The sequence below is a fragment of the Psychrobacter sp. SCQQ22 genome, assembly GCF_015864605.1.
In the GTDB taxonomy this organism is placed as follows: Bacteria; Pseudomonadota; Gammaproteobacteria; order Pseudomonadales; family Moraxellaceae; genus Psychrobacter; species Psychrobacter fozii.
This window is the reverse complement of the sequence record NZ_JADYWZ010000003.1, coordinates 134,251-152,248: the sequence shown is the minus strand read 5'-3', so window position 1 is coordinate 152,248 and position 17,998 is coordinate 134,251. Positions and strand designations below refer to the sequence as shown.

16 protein-coding genes are annotated in these 17,998 nt (G+C 42.2%); 4 read left to right on the top strand and 12 right to left on the bottom strand.

The genetic code is table 11. From position 1 onward, the window contains the following. Positions 1-112: 112 nt before the first annotated feature. Positions 113-727 (top strand): hypothetical protein, encoded by a 615-nt coding sequence (locus I6E84_RS05410; RefSeq protein WP_197216660.1) that lies wholly within the window; start codon positions 113-115, stop codon positions 725-727. A gap of 97 nt (positions 728-824) precedes the next feature. Here I6E84_RS05410 and I6E84_RS05405 read toward each other — a convergent pair whose 3' ends face one another. From I6E84_RS05405 to nfsB, 3 genes are all read right to left on the bottom strand, one after another. Beyond that, the gene (locus I6E84_RS05405; protein ID WP_197216658.1) at positions 825-1,925 is read right to left on the bottom strand and encodes a hypothetical protein; all 1,101 of its coding nucleotides are present in this window, start codon (positions 1,923-1,925) and stop codon (positions 825-827) included. An 88-nt stretch (positions 1,926-2,013) separates the two neighbouring features. Continuing rightward, the gene (locus tag I6E84_RS05400) at positions 2,014-2,556 is read right to left on the bottom strand and encodes a GNAT family N-acetyltransferase (protein WP_197216656.1); all 543 of its coding nucleotides are present in this window, start codon (positions 2,554-2,556) and stop codon (positions 2,014-2,016) included. Positions 2,557-2,752: 196 nt separating this feature from the next. Continuing rightward, positions 2,753-3,409 (bottom strand): oxygen-insensitive NAD(P)H nitroreductase, encoded by a 657-nt coding sequence (nfsB, locus tag I6E84_RS05395; protein ID WP_197216654.1) that lies wholly within the window; start codon positions 3,407-3,409, stop codon positions 2,753-2,755. A 417-nt stretch (positions 3,410-3,826) separates the two neighbouring features. Here nfsB and I6E84_RS05390 point away from each other — a divergent pair, with 417 nt between their 5' ends. Beyond that, on the top strand, positions 3,827-4,480 hold the full coding sequence (locus I6E84_RS05390; protein ID WP_197216652.1) for a DsbA family oxidoreductase: 654 nt from the start codon (positions 3,827-3,829) through the stop codon (positions 4,478-4,480). A gap of 150 nt (positions 4,481-4,630) precedes the next feature. Here I6E84_RS05390 and I6E84_RS05385 read toward each other — a convergent pair whose 3' ends face one another. Beyond that, entirely contained in the window at positions 4,631-5,755 is a 1,125-nt protein-coding gene (locus I6E84_RS05385) for an S-(hydroxymethyl)glutathione dehydrogenase/class III alcohol dehydrogenase (protein ID WP_110923210.1), read from the bottom strand. 198 nt (positions 5,756-5,953) lie between these two features. Between I6E84_RS05385 and I6E84_RS05380 the strand changes: the two genes are divergently transcribed. Next, a complete protein-coding gene (locus tag I6E84_RS05380; protein ID WP_197216650.1) occupies positions 5,954-6,844 on the top strand; it encodes a LysR family transcriptional regulator in 891 nt (296 codons plus the stop codon). A 144-nt stretch (positions 6,845-6,988) separates the two neighbouring features. Further along, positions 6,989-7,507 carry a DUF302 domain-containing protein gene (locus I6E84_RS05375; RefSeq protein ID WP_197216648.1) on the top strand — a complete coding sequence of 173 codons (519 nt, stop codon included), beginning with the start codon at positions 6,989-6,991 and terminating at the stop codon, positions 7,505-7,507. Positions 7,508-7,582: 75 nt separating this feature from the next. On the opposite strand, the gene I6E84_RS05370 is transcribed toward I6E84_RS05375, so the two are convergent. From I6E84_RS05370 to I6E84_RS05335, 8 genes are all read right to left on the bottom strand, one after another. Then, positions 7,583-7,870: a DUF4031 domain-containing protein gene (locus I6E84_RS05370; RefSeq protein ID WP_197134325.1), complete on the bottom strand. Its 288-nt coding sequence runs from the start codon at positions 7,868-7,870 to the stop codon at positions 7,583-7,585. Positions 7,871-7,916: 46 nt separating this feature from the next. Beyond that, on the bottom strand, positions 7,917-8,336 hold the full coding sequence (locus tag I6E84_RS05365; RefSeq protein WP_197216646.1) for a PACE efflux transporter: 420 nt from the start codon (positions 8,334-8,336) through the stop codon (positions 7,917-7,919). A gap of 69 nt (positions 8,337-8,405) precedes the next feature. After that, entirely contained in the window at positions 8,406-10,682 is a 2,277-nt protein-coding gene (locus tag I6E84_RS05360) for a transglutaminaseTgpA domain-containing protein (protein WP_197216644.1), read from the bottom strand. Then, the gene (locus I6E84_RS05355) at positions 10,679-11,692 is read right to left on the bottom strand and encodes a hypothetical protein (protein WP_197216641.1); all 1,014 of its coding nucleotides are present in this window, start codon (positions 11,690-11,692) and stop codon (positions 10,679-10,681) included. Before I6E84_RS05355 ends, I6E84_RS05360 begins: the two co-directional genes overlap by 4 nt. Before the next feature lie 227 nt (positions 11,693-11,919). Beyond that, positions 11,920-12,879, bottom strand: coding sequence for an AAA family ATPase (locus tag I6E84_RS05350; RefSeq protein WP_197216639.1), 960 nt, complete (start codon positions 12,877-12,879; stop codon positions 11,920-11,922). Positions 12,880-13,041: 162 nt separating this feature from the next. Beyond that, entirely contained in the window at positions 13,042-13,500 is a 459-nt protein-coding gene (locus tag I6E84_RS05345) for a c-type cytochrome (protein WP_110923218.1), read from the bottom strand. A gap of 192 nt (positions 13,501-13,692) precedes the next feature. Continuing rightward, a complete protein-coding gene (locus I6E84_RS05340) occupies positions 13,693-15,780 on the bottom strand; it encodes an EAL domain-containing protein (protein ID WP_197216637.1) in 2,088 nt (695 codons plus the stop codon). Between the two features lie 354 nt (positions 15,781-16,134). Further along, positions 16,135-17,892, bottom strand: coding sequence for a hypothetical protein (locus tag I6E84_RS05335; protein ID WP_197216635.1), 1,758 nt, complete (start codon positions 17,890-17,892; stop codon positions 16,135-16,137). Positions 17,893-17,998 lie beyond the last annotated feature (106 nt).

The following is a 17,998-nucleotide window of genomic DNA, read 5'->3' as shown; positions in this document are numbered from 1 at the left end:
ATACTAATGTATCACTTACACTCGGTTTCCTTGTATCAAAATTATTTGAATTCAACTATATGAAAACCTAATTTATCGCCACTCTATAACCTTCATCATAATGGTAGCTGCTATGTCTTCTTATTTAAATGCTGATAAAACGTATCTGACTCTAACCCCAGCCGGTATTTTTGAGGCATTTTCACAAGGTGAGCCCACTGAGGAGCAGCTATCACTACAAGACTTGTTGTCTTATGCGCAGACGTTACTCGCTGCCGACTGGCTTGAACGCTACTCTGATGAATGGCTGCAAAACTTCATAGAACAAGGTTGGATTGAGAAACTGTCTCTCCTGTTACCAGCGCCCAATCTGCCACTAGATCAGTTTTTACCCTATGTGGTTGCCAGCTTATCGGGCAAACGCCGTGCTGCCATTGGCTCTGATGAAGGGTTTTGCTTAGCACGTATTGGCTACAGCCAAGAAGAAGCGGATATGCTCAGTGTCGCGGCGGCTGATTTTTCAGGATTTATGCTACGACAAAAGCAACGTGGATGGGCCGTAGAAAGCCAAGCGATCTCTTTCTTTCAGCAGGTCGATCTGCTCATTCCTGAGACCAGTTTTGTATTCTTATGGATTGATGGTTCAGGCTATGTGCTCATTATCGATGGTGAGCCCCTGACGAATAGTCGCGCCTTTGTAGAGCTGGTATGGGCACTCAAAACCTCTGGATTGAGATTTCTTAATTAATTCTGCCAAAATTGATATTTTGGCTGAGCTTATAGAGCCTTATGTAAGATTTGGATTTGCCTTTTAAGGGGCATATCTTGACGTTTTCTCGGGGCAATTAATCTGACTGTTTGTCTTTATCATTTCCGAACTTCGAAATAAGCGCCATGATGACTTCTTGAGAGTTAATTGGGTAAGACTCATTACTTATAGATTGAAAATCTTTAGGGGCAAATATTCTTTGAGCAATTTCTGATTTTATTTTATGTTGCTCTTCGTCAGGTAATGAGGCTATATAAGGATTAATAGCCTTCAAGTCTAGTGATGTTTGAAGGTGTGTGTACTGTTGCTGACGATGCTTAGTAGATTCACGTGCTAAGTAAGCAGCTGGAACAGATAATAAAAACACTAATGCCAATCGTAAAAGCGAGTTAGACAGATCAAAGCTTTGATGGATAGATTCCCAAAAAGTATATCCGGCTATTCCGAGAACGATTACCATGCAAAAAATTGATCCTCCTCTCAACCACTCAGCAGCTATTTTTTCTTGTTTTGCGCTATCTGCATACTCTGAGACAATAACTCTGCTTGCGGCATTACCTAGAAGCTGATCTAACTGAGCATTCTTATCATTAATGTCTTGTAGTTCTTTCTCATACCTCTTTGATATTTTACTGATTTTCTCGTTATAGATATTTTCAAGAAGGTCAAAATCTTTGTCTAGTGAAACAGCTTTATTTTCGCTTTCTATCAGTAATTTTTCAACTTTATCTTGATGCTCTTCAAAATCATTTTGCATCCCTTTCATCTGCTTTTTTAGAAATTGATAGTTTTGCATACTGTTTAGAACTTTTGATCGATCTTCGCCTGTAAGAGGCGCTGTTAAAATTGGTGAATTTTCTATAAAACTTCTAAGAGCAAGACCCTTTTCCAATAGTCTTTCACTATAAACTCTTGTATTTTCATCTATATCGATTTTAATGACAGCTCTAGCAAATGATTGGCCATACACGCTAATCATAGTAGCTGTATGAGCTACTTTTTCTATATCACCCTCAAGTAAAATGTCAGTGTAGTCGTTATAATAGTTTATAAAACTCCCTACGCCTTCTCTAATATCTTTGGAGACAGGCCTATCGCCAATCCCTTCTTTGACTTGATTAAATAGGCCAACTAGCTCAGCTATTCCATTTTCAATTTCTAAAAGTATATCTTCCATAGTATTCTCAGTCTGCATACATAAATCGATAATTATATATTAGTTTGAGTATACGAAATTCAATTAGTTTAATTAGGTAAATAACCACTCAAGCAGACAGCTTTTGCTCCGGGGTAATCTTATACAAAACGTGCTCAGCAAGTCGATGATTAGAATCAAGCATTGGATGATAAAAGTTTTCTTGTGTATTACTCATGCCAATACGCTGCATGATAAGTTGTGAGTGCTCGTTAATCACTGCAGTAAAGGCCACGACTTCATCGAATCCTAATGTGTCAAATGCAAAATTTAATGAAGCCCGTGCCGCCTCCGTTGCATAACCTTGTCCCCAATAATCTTTGTGTAGTCGCCAAGCAATCTCGACAGCAGGCGCAAATGACATATCAGCATGCGCTTCATTTAAGCCAACCATACCGATAAAGCTATCTGTCTCTTTTAGACTGACCGCCCAAAACCCCCAACCTTTATCGTTAATAAGCTGCGAGCATTTATTGGCTATCGCATCGCTCACTTTCGGTGATAATAGCTTAGGGAAATACTTCATCACGTCAAGATCAGCGTTCATTTCAGCGAATATCGCAAAATCACTTGCTCGCCACTGTCTAAGATATAAGCGTTCTGTTTCTATCATGTTGGTGGTTGAGCTCTCTCATCAAGGCGTATTGAATATTCACATAGGGGCGATATAGCCAAGCCAGAATAAAAGTAGTACATGCAGTCATCATGTTCTATTGACCCTACTAGTTCTACTGGCCCTACTGCTATAGTGTCGTGTGTCCATTGTATTCAGGATCGACCACATCCTTTCATTAAACTGTCGTGATAACTTAAGCTTTTGTAATAATGGTCTCTTCATCAAAGCGTGATTTTGGCAACTCAGCGTTAAAGTCATCTTCACTACGATAACCAAGCGATACGACCGCAACAGCCGTATAGCCCTTGCTACGTAAATCAAACTCTTCATCAAGTGCTTTCAAATCCGCCCCTTCCATCGGCACAGCATCAATACCTAAAGTCGCAGCTCCTAATAGCAAAGCGCCCATGTTGAGATATAGCTGCTCTATCAACCAGTGTGGCTCGTCTTTTTGCTCATAACGGCGAATATCCAAAAACATCTTACGCACTTGATGCATCTGCTCTTTAAATTTTGGTTCGGCAAAACGACCATCAGCGTCTTCTTTGTCTAGTATTTCATTCAAAAACTCGTCATCAGCATAGACACGACTACAGAATACGATGACATGTGAGGCATCTTTTACTTTTGCCGTATTAAATTCATACATGCCATCAGTGCCTTTAGCGATTCGAGCTTTACCAGCTTCATCATCAGCAATCACAAAATGCCAAGGTTGGATATTGGTGCTCGAAGGACTGAGACGCAAGATATCTTTTAGGCTCTGAAAGTCTTCTGCTGAGATTTTTTTATTGGTATCAAATGCTTTTGTGCTGTAACGCCAGTTCATCGCTTCAGTAATGTTTTTCATTTGTGCATCCTGTATCGAATATTAAGTTTTTATTATCTGCTAAATACTTGGTGTTAGCATGGGTTATAAGTTATGAATACCCATGTCGGCAAAGCTACTGTAGAGAAAATCCCATTTCATGGCCATGACAGATTGGTTAAATATTCATACGTTTTGTTATCAGAGGTTGATTTTTGACTGCCTTATCGCAAAAAAGCAGCTATGAATAATAGCAATCTAGCGAGCAAATGAGTCACTCAGAGCGCATTGTATTCACCTGATTATGCTTTGAATGTTCATTAACGCTTGATGTTTAAAGCATGATTATTACTGAGGCTTCTTGGTCGACGACTATCTCTAAGCAGATACATTTAGATGAGATATATGAGCAATTAGAAGCCTTAAATAAAATACAAATAACAATCCCTGCGAGGAAATATGAGCACATCAGAAAAACCACTCCGAATAGATATCGTCTCAGATGTTGTCTGCCCTTGGTGCGTCATCGGCTATCGCCAACTGGCAGCAGCACTGGAGCAAACCAACACAGCGCACACCATCCATTGGCACCCATTTGAGCTAAACCCAAACATGCCAAGCGAGGGTCAAAACCTACGTGAGCACATCATCGAAAAGTATGGCTCGACCAAGCAAGAGTCAGATGCTAGTCGACTCAGAATGGCTGAAGCTGGCTCTGAGGTTGGCTTTGAATTTAACTTCAATGATGACACGCGCATGCACAACACCTTTGATTTGCATCAGCTGCTACATTTCGCTGATCAGAAAGGAAGCATGCATGAGTTAAAACAAGCATTGTTTGCCGCGCATTTCACCAATAACAGAGATATTTCAGATATCAACGTGCTTGCTGATATTGCAGCAGAGACTGGACTTGATCGTAGTGAGGCGCTAGCAATACTAGAGGGTCAGCTCTTTACTAAGGAAGTACGAGCAGAAGAACAGCATTGGCAACAACAAGGTATTCAAAGTGTACCGGCAATCATTTTTAATGAGCGTCATCTTGTTAGCGGTGCTCAAGGGGTCGAAAACTACGTCAGTATATTAGAGCAATTGGCTGATATGACTGAGTAAACGGGTCTGTAACCATACATATAAAATGATGATGTTATAAACATTAAAAAAGGCCGCTTCGAAATCGAAGCGGCCTTTTTATTTTTAATAACCGTATTTTCAGAGCAAAATCTAACGTTACTGTCAGATACTGCTCTTGCACAATATTTTTTAGAAATGTATCACTGTACGAATACTCTCACCTTTATGCATCAAGTCAAACGCTTCGTTGATGTCTTCTAATGGCATGGTATGGGTAATGAAGTCTTGTAGTGGGATTTCACCAGCTAAGTAACGCTCAACGTAGCCTGGTAATTCTGAACGACCTTTTACGCCGCCAAACGCTGATCCACGCCAGACTCGACCAGTCACCAATTGGAATGGACGGGTTGAGATTTCTTGTCCGGCACCAGCGACGCCAATAATGACCGACTCGCCCCAGCCTTTGTGGCAGCACTCTAGCGCCGAACGCATTATATCGACGTTACCGATACATTCAAATGAGTAATCAACACCGCCATCGGTCAATTCAACGATGACTTCCTGAATTGGCTTGTCATAATCTTTCGGATTGATGCAGTCAGTGGCGCCTAACTTTTTAGCCAATTCAAACTTGCTTTCGTTGATATCAATCGCAATGATACGACTGGCTTTTGCCATCGCAGCACCAATCACTGCTGACAGACCAATACCACCAAGACCAAAGATAGCAACGGTAGCGCCCTCTTCGACTTTGGCAGTATTCATCACTGCGCCCATACCGGTAGTAACGCCGCAACCAAGTAAGCAAACTTCTTCTAACGGTGCTTCTTTATTGACTTTCGCTAAAGATATTTCTGGCAAGACCGTATATTCAGAAAAGGTCGAGCAACCCATATAATGATAGATTGGTTCGCCGTCTTTATAAAAACGTGTGGTGCCATCCGGCATCAAGCCTTTACCTTGAGTTTCACGTACCGCTGAGCATAGATTGGTTTTACCTGACGTACACATTTTACAGACGCCACACTCTGCGGTGTATAGGGGAATGACATGGTCGCCAACTTGGACACTGGTCACACCTTCGCCGATTTGCTCAACGATACCGCCACCTTCATGACCCAAAATCGCAGGGAACACACCTTCTGGATCTTCGCCAGAAAGCGTAAACGCATCGGTATGACAAACGCCGCTTGCCACGATTTTTACCAATACTTCGCCTTTACGCGGCAGCATGACATCCACTTCTTCGATAGATAGTGGCTGGTTTGGGCCCCACGCGATGGCGGCTTTCGATTTAATAAATTTATCTGACATGACGGTTTCTCTTTTTAATTCGTTATTATTTACAGCCTATAAAAAGCAGGCCACTATTTTTAGGATACTCATTCACAGATGATTGCAGTACGCTAGATTACAATCAACTGTTTGAGTGGATGCTTACTATTATAGTTATTTCTAGGGTGATAACAATATGCTATATTTGCAAATATCTTTTACATATTGGTAATAATCATGCGCTGGGATGGTGTTAGCGAGTTCGTTTACGTCGCAGAATACGAGAGTTTTACGCGCGCCGCCAAAGAATTAGGTATCTCAACGGCACAAGTAAGCCGGCAAATAAGCGCGTTAGAAAAACGCCTTAATATTAAACTCCTCTATCGTACAACACGCAAAGTATCATTAACAGAAGAAGGTCGCGTGTTCTATCAGCATTGCCGTAGTGTGCTCGATGGCTTGGATGCTGCTGAGCAGGCTGTCAGTAATTTGCAGTCAAAGCCCCAAGGCAGGATCAAACTGACAGCCCCTGTCACTTATGGCGAGCAGCAATTATTGCCGTTGGTCAATGACTTTATGATGCAATATAGCGATATCGAAGTGACGGCTTTTTTGAGTAATCAAAAGATCGATTTGATTGAGGGTGGTTACGACTTAGCAATTCGTATCGGCAAATTAAGCGACTCCACGATGATGGCAAAAAAACTCAGCCATCGCACCAACTTTGTCTGCGCGGCACCCTCTTATCTTGATAAATATGGCACACCGCACGCTTTGAGCGAGCTGAGTCAACATAACTGCTTACTTGGCACGCGTGACTACTGGCACTTTATAGATACTGACCCGCGTGCTAGTAAGGATGCAGGTAAAGAAAGGAATTTGCGCGTTTCTGGGAGCATTCAATATAATAGTGGTCATAGCCTAGTTGATGCTGCCCTAAAAGGGCTAGGCATCGTCCAGCTGCCAGATTATTATGTGCAAAAACATCTAGCGTCTGAAGAGCTGATAAGCTTGTTGGATGACTATAGAGAGCCTGAAGAAAGTATTTGGGCCATTTATCCGCATAACCGCCAGCTATCACCAAAAATCAGGCTGTTAGTGGACTATTTGGCGGAGCACTTGGCTTAGTAATTGGCTTGGTAATTGATTAAGGCAGGTTGCAATGCGGCTCTTTACTAAGCAGCGTTTATTACGCACAATATTATGACGCATAATAAATATGTGATGCTACAAACTATTACGGATAACCGACCACCATAAAAAGGATTACTTATGATTAAAATCATTTCTATCGCCGCTCTAGCTTTGACCATGGCCTCTTGCGCCAGTGTTGAAAACATTTCACATTCACCAAGCGACACGCCCTCAATGACAACAACGATGACGGCTACCAGTACCGAAAAAGGCTTGATAACCATGCAAAGTCATCATTCTGTCCAAGAGACTGCTGATAAACTGGCAGCCATTATCGAAAGTAAAGGCATGAAAGTATTTGCGCGCGTCGATCATCAGAAAAACGCCCAGGGTGTCGATTTAACCTTAAGACCAACACAAGTTATTATGTTTGGTAACCCGAAAGCGGGTACACCATTGATGCAGTGTGAGCAAAGCGTCGCTATTGATTTGCCACAAAAAATTCTCATCAGTGAAGGTGCAGATAAAAAAGTATGGCTATCGTATAACGATCCTCAATACTTAAAAACCCGTCATAATATTAAAGGTTGTGACACCGTCATTGATAACATCTCAAAAGCCCTAAATGGCATCAGTACAGCAGCAGTCGCAAAGTAACCGTCAAAAAATCTAAGCAAAAAAAGGTGAGTTAGCGAAAGCATAACCCACCTTTTTTATTTGTTCATGCACTTATTAGAAGCTATCGGACTGCGCTATTTGTGCATGTAACTCTACTTTTAACTTTTTAGCACACTCGATAATTTTTCTGCGATCAGCAGGAATAGCGCCATACTCAATCGCGGTTTCTCGCATTTGTACGGTAACATCATAATGCGGATAACTGGCATTACGGTGAAACAAACGCTCATCTAATTCAATGAACGCCGCAAACTCATGCAGCTCTTGCAACGTATCGGCCAGCAGGTGGCACCACTTATAACCTTTAAATTCTATCTGCATAAAATCTACATATATTGCCATATAATTGGCTCCTTAATACGTTCTACATATCTGGATAAAACCACCGTTAGCCGGCTTCAGCGATAGGAAATACCCTGTCATAAATCCAGTTATACACAAAAGCATATACCAAATAGAATGTCGCCATGGCAATATCCATTTTAAATGCTTCCCAAAGGCTGATATCCAGATACCAAGCAATCGCTGGCAAGAACAACACTAGCAGACCACCTTCAAATAGCGCGGCATGTAGCACTCGTATGGGAACGGTCTTTTTTACTTCACCACGTAGTTTAAGCATGGCATTATCAAATAAGACATTATAAAAATAATTCCACACGGTCGCGACAATAGAGCCAGCGATCGCTATCACACCCATTGAGTGCAGCTCAAAACCGAACACCCAACTTGCCAGTGGTGCGAAAATAAGTAGGCCAATGATTTCAAACGCTAAGGCGTGGCGAATACGATCTTTAGTGCTACGCATTATTTGTTCCAAACCTATCTATCATTTACCTATTCGCTATCGCTAATAAGTGCTACTGGCTAAATGGACTTACAACAATTCGTGTAAGTTTTTCTTTAGCTGCTTAAGCACTTTCTGGTACTCATTATCATTAATTTCAACAGTGCTTAAGCGTCCATAGCGTAGATGACGATAGTCTTGTTTGATTTGGGTGATTTTATTCTGAATAACTTTAGGGTGATCACTGTCTGTTAATTGACTGGTATTACTCGCATCAGTGTCATTTGAGGCACTAGAATCAATAGCCATCGCTAAGCGCTCAAGCCACGCCAACTGACCCTCATTATCAGTACGAGCCAGTGACTTATCTTGCTTACCTATACGCTTCGACAACTGGGCAAGTGGTAAATCTACTGGGTGCCAGCGTTTACGGCGACGTTGCCAAATGATAAATACCAGAATAACCATGACCGTAATGGCACTCGCGGCTAACCAAATAATTTGTTGCGTGATAGAGCTGATATTGAACCACTTGAATAGCGAGTCTGCTTGTTTGTCTTGGTCGTAGCCAACGACATCTTTTTGCCAATAGTAGCTCGCTTGGTCTGAGAGACGACGTAAGGTTTGTAGCATTTGATATTGTTGATAGTCAATCTGTGCACCAGCGCCATCACCAAACATCGCAGCGCCTTGTGACTGCGTCATCGCGTCCATCCCTTGCTCCACACGCTCGGGCGCTACAAAAGCAGTCGGATCGACACGTACCCAACCTTGACCCTCAAGCCAAACCTCAGTCCACGCATGTGCATCCATTTGCCGGACTTCCCACACATTACCACCACGGCTCGGCTCACCACCTTGATAGCCTGCGACGACTCTGGCAGGGATGCCAGCCGCCCGCATCATATAAGTAAAGCTTGAAGAGTAATGCTCACAGAACCCCGCCTTGGTCTCAAATAAAAACTCGTCAATACGATTGTTATTCAAGCGTGGCGGCGATAACGTATAGCGAAAATCTGTTTGATTAATCCAGTGCTCGATAGCTGCTATATAGCGCGTAGGGTCTGAGCCTGACTGCGCAAAAAGCTGCTGAGCCAATGCTCTTGCTTTCGGATTCCCATCATTTGGCAGTGCAAGATTCATCCGCCGCGACTCATCCGTAAGGATAGGATCGATACTCATCGGTGAAAACTGCAATACGTTATAGCGCAGCTGCTGAGTGACAGGCTCATCTTTTAATAACGTGAAATCTGAAGTAATGCTGACATCTCGTTGCTGAGCAAAAGGATAATCGAGACCAAATAGCCAGTTTTGCTGAGTAGGCTCTAAGATGATTTGATAGTTATTTGGTGCAACTTGTACTTCTTCGGGAATGCTAGAAAACGCATTGTCAATCCAAGCAGGACGTTGCTCTGAAGGTTGCCACTGTCGTTGTTGAGGGTTACGACGCCACGTGACGCCATCAAAATCGCTAAATACTAATCCACGCCAATAGAGCTGCTGCTGGGGTGGACGGTTATTTTCAAACTCTACCCGAAATGCCAACTCCGTTGATTGTCCTAAGTTGGCGAAGTCACCAGGTGACATGCTGTCGGAGACGCCCGTGGTCGCTTGCTGACCTGATAGCTGTACCGACCATAGCGGTGGCAAGCGTGGGAAAAATAGAAATAGCACCACCAGTAATGGCAGCGCACCAATGCCTAATACACCTAAAGTGCGCAGGCGACCATCCCCCCGATCATTGCCATCATCGTTTAGCGCAATAAATGTCAGTAATACAATGACTGCCCCAACCACCACCTCTAAAGTCGTAAGCAGCCCTTGATCCATCAAAAACAGTGCTGCCAACACAAATAGCGATAAATTCAATACTACATAGGCGTCACGACGCTTGTACAATTCCCAGAGCTTACTGATGAGACATAGCACTAAAAATGCCACGCCCATATCTAGCCCAAATGCCGTATTGTAGGTCAACCACAATCCCAAAAGACCCAATAAGAAGCCCAGCATTTGCATGCCTTGATAGACACGCTTTAAATGAGCTGTCTTTTGAAATCGAGCCTTTACACGGGGCAGCTGGGCTATAATACTCACCACAGCAAAGCCTATGAGCCATAATGGTAAGTGTGCAGCATGCGGCAAAATAACAATAACTTGCGCAATTATTATCCAATAATACGCTGGCAGTGCAAGTAGCTTGCGATACCATTTGGCGTTACTGCCTGACTTAGTGACACTACCTAATGCCACATGAGTGGTAAGATATTGACCCAAAGCCAACTGCTCAAAGCTTGCAGACTTACTAGAGTCTGCTGTAAAGCTACTGTTATCTTTACTCGAAGACAAGCGTTTAGAATTAATCATGGTGCTTTTGCCAACCTTAGCAAGCAATCTTGCGCAAATTCATCACCTTCACCCATCTTTGTGACCAAGGGGCTATCATTAGGTAAGCACATATTGAATGGCACACCTAGCTGACCCAACGTCATCGCACCATACGCCAGTTGTGATAGCTTTTGTTCATGTTGTACAGCAGGCATATCGGCATAGTCTAGTGTCTGCTCATGACCAATAGGGTCAGCGAAGTGCTTGGTAAGCATTCCTTGACCGCGAGCTACATGTCCCCAAGAGACACGTGCCAGTGACTCACCTTCTATGTAGTTATCGAGCCGTTCAAAGTCATCTTGGCCTTGGCGATACTGCCCACCTATTGGCAAATCCTCCAAGCTGGCGATTGCATACTGCGTTTCCCAATCAAATGCTTCAGGTTTTGGATATACCCAAGCGGTACGGGCAAAATAGACATAAGACCATGCTTTCATAATACCCAAAGGATAAACTGTTTTTATTCTGAGACGTGGTAATTCAAACTGCCCGCGAGCATTGGTCTGGACAGGTAACCGAATGATTTGTTCGCCTTGCAATCTTGTGACCAAGACAGAGCTTGGAATGTCCACGCTACTCTTGACCTTATTATCCACATCCTCAAAGCCAAATAATAGCTGTCGTCTGGGTTGGCGGCTCTCACTACGTAGTTGCAAGGTAACCCAAACTGGAGCACCTGCTTCTGCCATGGTGACTTCTAATAAATTCACTTTCAACCCTGAGATATGGGCAAAGGTCACATGAAAACTGATAAGCCAAATGCTGATAAGATAAAAACATAACCCCAACACCAGATTATTGCCATAATTAATACCAGCGATAAAGGTGATGATCAACAACACCGCAAACAGCATACCTTCACGACTAAAAAAGATATATACGTTGCGCAAATTCAGCGTAGCACTGTCACTTTTGGGTGCACGCGAGGCAAACCAGCGGCTTAGTTTTGACTTAATTGGTACGGTTAAGGCTTTTGGCAAAAGACTCATGACTACCCTATCCTTACCATAGAATTGATAATATCGTCGGTATTGGACGACAGTTTTGACAACAGATGCCTTTCGAGTATTTACTTAGAAAGAACACAATTTCTGTTAAGTGACAAGCTTTCAATAGCCATTGATTGATTCATTGATACATGGCGAAATAACTCAACTACTAGAGCATATGATCCATTAACTAACTTTTACTTAGACGGCTTTTACTTAAAAGGCATTTAAATAACGACTGGCACTTCTGCCAAAATACGTTGTGCGATAGTCTTCGTCATTAGACCACCCGTCACATGCGCCGGTACAAAGCGTTGACCGAGACGGTGATCTGTGACTGCTGCAAATACGGCTTGGACATCTTCAGGGGTCATCTCCATGTGCCCTGATACATAGGCATGAGCCTGTGCTGCTCGTTGTAACGACAGTACTCCACGCGGTGATAACCCATGATATTCTTGGCTTGCTCGTGTTTTTGCGACCAGTCTTTGTATGTAATCCAAGACCACATCTGCGACATAAACCTGCTTGACCCCTTGCTGTGCTAACAACACAGCCTCGGTATCAAATATCGCATCTAAACCCTTCAATAACTCACGGCGATCCTGACCTTTTAGCAGCTCACGCTCAGCAGCTGGTGATGGATAACCCAACGATAGACATAATAAAAATCGATCGAGCTGCGATTCAGGAAGCGGATATACACCAGCTTGCTGCAATGGATTTTGGGTTGCAATCACAAAAAATGGCTGAGGCAAACGATAGGTCTGACCATTTTGGGTTACCTGTCGCTCTTCCATGGCTTCGAGTAGCGCACTTTGTGTTTTAGGACTGGAACGATTAATCTCATCAGCGAGCAAAAGCTGAGTGAAAATAGGACCCGGACGAAATTCAAATTTTAGTTTGCTTTGGTCATAAATGCTCATACCCAAGATATCTGCAGGTAGCATATCGTTGGTGAACTGAACTCGACTAAAACTTAGCCCCAATAACTGTGCTAGTCCTTGAGCCAAGGTAGTCTTACCCATGCCGGGCAAATCTTGTAATAGTAAGTGCCCACCCGCCAGTATGCCGCTAAGTGCCAGCTTCACCACTTGAGGTTTGTCCAATACAATCTGATTCAGTTGTCTCATTAACTGCGTAATTTTTTGCTGATTAGCGGCGTAGTCGGTGGTTACAGTTGTCATAGTGAATCATCGGCTTATTTTTTATGGAAATAATGGGGCATATTGAACATTCAGTCATAGAATTGAGATAGACATTATTTGATCAGTACAAGGTAAGAGTCATGTCGTTAGATAAGTCTCAATTTATGGACTCGAATACAGGCTTTCATTATAAATGAGAAGCTACTTTTCTTCGCTTTCAACGACTGGTACTGACTCACGGAGTGTTGACAAATAGGCAATCACATCAGCACGCTCTTTGGCATCTGGCATCGGATTTGACAACATCTTTGAGTCTGTCATGACTTTTTGCGCGTCAGCAATATAAGGATCGAGCGTCTCAGCATCCCATACCCATTCTGACTGCTTCAGCCCTTTACTATAGGTGTAGTCTGTTAGCTGAGCAGCATGGGCACCATAGATATTCATCAGCTGTGGACCTTTTTTATTGAGTCCAGCATTGAGCTGATGACATTGCCCACAGGCATCTTGATAAATAATAGCACCATTATCTGCATCACCGTCAGTATATAGCGGCAATGTCACAGAAGCACGGTGATCAGGTGGCGTACGATCGCAAGCACTGAGTAATAAAATAGCGGCAAGCAGACTGCTCATTTGATATTTACGAGTGTTAGGCATTTTGGCAATCTTTGAGTAGAGAGTGTCAGCCATGTATGAACGACATATATAATGAGACCATGTTAAGAAACACAGAGTACTATTAATTGCCACGTATACATAGCTGCTTATAGAAATACAGCACTATTTATGAGAGATACACTTATAAATAATACTTGAATGACGGATATGAAGAAAAATATTATTTAGTGTCTAGGTCGCAACTTTCATTATTTTTCTAGGCTCTTCCAAATAATAGCCTTGCAGGTAGCGTGCACCTACGCTCCAAGCGACAGACATGGTCGCGGCATCTTCAATATAAGGCATCAGCACATCAACGTTGACTTCGTTAGTACGTATGATGAGTGATTTGACCGTTTCCAAATTTTCTGCCGAATCAATATCTTCTACGTAGCTACGCGGTAGACGTACCATATCTGGCTGCACAAAACTGGCAATTTCTATGGATTTGGCAGAAGAGCCAAAGTTATTAATACCCATCTGACAACCGGCTTGACTAAGCGCTGCAAACTGAGTTTTCGCAACCGTCAAATGATCTACAATGTCTTTTTCATTAAATTGTAAGGTAAGCACGCCTGCTGCACCGCCCACGGCTTTTATCAGCTGGCTAGCCACGCTAGACAGTTTTTTATCTATTAATGAAGCACTCGTCAATTGCACTAGCAGCTTAGCTTCAGGATGTGTTTTACGTACATCGTTTACTTTTCTACAGGCATTAATCAATACCCAGCGATCCATCTTTTCGAGCAGCTTATGTTTTTTGGCGACTGCCATAAACTGGTCAGGTGTCAGCACTGTGTTCTCAGCATCTGACAATGGCAGGCGTAAATATACTTCAAAGAAGTCGCTGCGATCGTTATTAATATCATATATTGGCTGGAATGTTAGCTCAAAACGATTATTGGTAATAGCCTCGATTAATGATTCAGCCAGCGCATGATCATCACTATTAGCATGTTCACTTGGATCGTATAAATGATAAGTGGCCCCGTTATTGGCGGTTTCCATCATAATCTGGTTAATAGCGTCCATCGCACGCTCAAGCAATACGCTTGGCTCTGCTGTATTTTTTTCGATTTTGACGATACCGATACTAACCGTGGTACTGGTCGTGCGTTTATCCACTTCAATGAGCATACCATTAATACGCGAGCCGATTTGCTCAGCCAGCGTTTTAAGCTCTGCTGTTGTTTTGTCTTCTACAAGTATGGTAAAAGCCGTATCACTAAAACGGCTTACATGCCCATCTACTACTAGCTCATCTAACGCATAAGCGACCTGCTTGACAGTTGCATCTAGTCCTTGCAAGCCTAAACTGCTTCGAATCTTACCAATATTATCGAGTTGGACATATAACAATCCTGCCGTCAGCTCTCCTTGACGGGCTTGCTGATATATTACTGCCATTTTCTCTTCAAAGCCGCGTCGATTGTTAATACCTGTCAAGCTGTCTTTACATTCAGCCGCTGCCAAACGTTTGGCCACCTCAGCGCTGTTACTGTTGTTTTGTTGGATGATAACCTGAGTAACTGGCTCACCCTCTAGGGTCGCAGCTGCCAGTTGTAGTTTTGCTTCAAAAGTACTCCCATCCGTCCGTAGACTTTCAAACTTAAACTCTACTTCTTGACGGTTTCCTTTCGCGAATTGACGTAAGAATTGCTTGAAGCCCTTAACGTTATCACCGCCTGCAATCAGATCAATAATAGGCACACCGATGGCATCATTCATCGATGCAAACCCAAAAAGCTGAAGATAAGGGTCATTGGCGAAGATATGAATGCCTTGGTCTATGTAAGCCACTGCACTTTTAGAGTTTTTGATTAATACATTAGCACGCTGCTCTGCTTCAGAGAGTACATGACGCAATGTTTTTAGCTCGCGGCGACTACGCAGATTATCATGTTGTAAACAGATAGACATCACAACGGCCATTTCTTCGTCTACTTTAAGCGCCTTGACCATTGTACCGCTAATAATATTGGGCAGCCCTTCATTATTATGGGCGGTCGCTACCATCTCCTCATTTAATAAGCAGATCATAGGTAGGTCAATGTTTTGTTCTTGGACGATACCTACTACATCCGTAAAATTCATATCGTAAGCATTACCAAATACCAAGACATCCCATGGCTGCCGCAGCAATTTTAATAATTCTTCTTTATCATCTAAAAACCCTAAATTCACACTGTCATAATAACAGCCTAATAAGTGCACAAGACGTTCAGCATAGAGCTGATCATCATCGATGACTAATAGATTTAAGATAGATTGAGTACGCATAATAAGCCTTTTAAACTTTGTGATCTTATTTTTATATGTTGCTGTCAATACCCTACATCTGTTCCGGAGATCAACCTAGCACAGAATGCACTATGGGGAATAGGCTTGGCTATCTTTATGATACTGGCATGCTTTTACGATTAAGATAATATACTTTTTAGCCAAAGATATTTTATAAGAAATAGCAATAATATCGAACATTATAGACAATAATTTTAATGATTGCTGACTAACTTATCATTATCTAACGTGCTGATCTACTTTAATTATTGAAGCCGAAATCAAGTAAACAAAGTCTATTCAATTCTGTATTTACATTACTATTTTTCTATTTTTGACAATCCTTTCAAAAGGCTACAACTGCACCACTTCATACTGACTAAATTCATCCGTAATTAGTAGCCGCTTCCCCAAACGTAACAAAGTTTGTTTGGTGTTGATACGCATGATGACCCTGTCATCTGTCTGGAAGTAAGACGTTGGTACTATCAGAGTTCCCGTGGTTTGCAGATGCTCTTCCCGACCAAGGATGAATGCTGGTACAAAATGTTGACTGCGCGTTGCTGTGCCTTCTAAACGCAGACCACAAGCCACTAATTGATGTCCCAATATTTGCCAATCAACCTCTGGATTTTCAATATCAAGGCTCAGCCAGCGCACGACACCAAGTGACCAATCGGGCGGTGTGATGGTGTCAGCACGACAGACTAACAGAAGACTCATAACATGTAATGGCGGTGGTGCTGTCATAGCGACATCATCGTCAGTAGTCACTGCCTCTATACTCTCTTTACCATGGTTTTCTTCTAAACTTTCTTCATCTATCTTGATTACTTTATCTAATAATTTCAGTGTGCGAAATAGTGATAAATCATCATTACGGTCGAATATTTCATTGGCTAGTATATCGCTATCATTTTGTTTTTTACTAACGGTATCGTAACGAGGTTGATGCTCATCTGGCAATTCATTTTTAGCAATCAAGCTTGCAAAACTTTGTGAATGACCCACGCAGTAATGGATTTTATTAAAACCAGTCACCAAAACAGCCTCTTTTTCTGTATAGCGTTTCGGTGCTACCGATAGTGGCAACTTTAGATAACGATAACGAATCGTCGCTGCTATGTTTTGGAGTAAGTAACTCTCTAACCCTGCATTGCCGTCCCTAACTAATGCTTGGCTACGCGAGTTAAAATACTCGAGCATTGGATCCAACTCTATAAATAAGCAGTGATAGCGATCTTCGTATGGATTGATTATAGAATTGGCAGTGAGATAAGAAGGCGGCTTATTACTTTGTAAATCTACGTATATCCGAGTATCAGTTTGTGGTTCTATCGTCGCAATAATATGCTCAGCCCATACCGGTAACAAACGTTGTACTAGCAAGATATTAGGACGACGCATAGCACGTACGTTTAGTAAGCTGTGTAAACAAATTTGACAGTACAAGCGATGTATATTATCCGCACGTTGGACATCAATCACTTTACTTAAATCAATCTCAGTGGCATGATATTGATAGGCAAGATAGTAAAGCTGATTGATTTTGGCCCATAAATAAGGAGAGGGTTTTTGATAGCAAAGCGCTTCTGCAAACAGGAGTCTTTGATACATCATCAACGTCTGATAGATAACGATAGCAATTGTCAGTGATGAAGACTTGTCACCATTGAAATAACGTTGCCAACCATTACTTGCCGTGTATTTATGCTGACTGTTTAATAGCGATATTCTATGCCGTATAACTCTGTCATAGACCATAATGATGAGATAATACAGTGACTTTATCTGATTCACATAACCCAATTGAACGCTATTAAACCCTTTTGGCTCATAAATACAATGCTGCCGCAATGCAGCAATTAATTTGTCTGAGGCACCTATCACAGTAGCCATTAACTTAAGACGTTGCTGCTCATCTATATTAGCCACGCGCAATACCGTCAGTATTTTTTCTAGCTGCTCAACCTGCTGTACCTGCGTTTGCGAAGGCAAATTTGCCAACAGCTTGAGCAAGTAACTCTCTTGACCATTTGCCGCTCGAATCGATAATGGCGGTAGTGGCTCTGTAGACGATAAATACTCTTGAAACGTCGATAAAGTTATCATCATTTTTCCTAGTAACTCTGAGTAACTTAGTAAAAGGCAACTATCTAGCCATACCACTTATAATAATAAAATAATGCAAAGTAACCACTACTCTCAAAAATTGACA

Coding starts and splice junctions, on each gene's coding strand:
- I6E84_RS05410 (WP_197216660.1), top strand. CDS start 113: ATGTCTTCTTATTTAAATGCTGATAAAACGTATCTGACTCTAACCCCA.
- I6E84_RS05405 (WP_197216658.1), bottom strand. CDS start 1,925: ATGGAAGATATACTTTTAGAAATTGAAAATGGAATAGCTGAGCTAGTT.
- I6E84_RS05400 (WP_197216656.1), bottom strand. CDS start 2,556: ATGATAGAAACAGAACGCTTATATCTTAGACAGTGGCGAGCAAGTGAT.
- nfsB (WP_197216654.1), bottom strand. CDS start 3,409: ATGAAAAACATTACTGAAGCGATGAACTGGCGTTACAGCACAAAAGCA.
- I6E84_RS05390 (WP_197216652.1), top strand. CDS start 3,827: ATGAGCACATCAGAAAAACCACTCCGAATAGATATCGTCTCAGATGTT.
- I6E84_RS05385 (WP_110923210.1), bottom strand. CDS start 5,755: ATGTCAGATAAATTTATTAAATCGAAAGCCGCCATCGCGTGGGGCCCA.
- I6E84_RS05380 (WP_197216650.1), top strand. CDS start 5,954: ATGCGCTGGGATGGTGTTAGCGAGTTCGTTTACGTCGCAGAATACGAG.
- I6E84_RS05375 (WP_197216648.1), top strand. CDS start 6,989: ATGATTAAAATCATTTCTATCGCCGCTCTAGCTTTGACCATGGCCTCT.
- I6E84_RS05370 (WP_197134325.1), bottom strand. CDS start 7,870: ATGGCAATATATGTAGATTTTATGCAGATAGAATTTAAAGGTTATAAG.
- I6E84_RS05365 (WP_197216646.1), bottom strand. CDS start 8,336: ATGCGTAGCACTAAAGATCGTATTCGCCACGCCTTAGCGTTTGAAATC.
- I6E84_RS05360 (WP_197216644.1), bottom strand. CDS start 10,682: ATGATTAATTCTAAACGCTTGTCTTCGAGTAAAGATAACAGTAGCTTT.
- I6E84_RS05355 (WP_197216641.1), bottom strand. CDS start 11,692: ATGAGTCTTTTGCCAAAAGCCTTAACCGTACCAATTAAGTCAAAACTA.
- I6E84_RS05350 (WP_197216639.1), bottom strand. CDS start 12,879: ATGACAACTGTAACCACCGACTACGCCGCTAATCAGCAAAAAATTACG.
- I6E84_RS05345 (WP_110923218.1), bottom strand. CDS start 13,500: ATGCCTAACACTCGTAAATATCAAATGAGCAGTCTGCTTGCCGCTATT.
- I6E84_RS05340 (WP_197216637.1), bottom strand. CDS start 15,780: ATGCGTACTCAATCTATCTTAAATCTATTAGTCATCGATGATGATCAG.
- I6E84_RS05335 (WP_197216635.1), bottom strand. CDS start 17,892: ATGATAACTTTATCGACGTTTCAAGAGTATTTATCGTCTACAGAGCCA.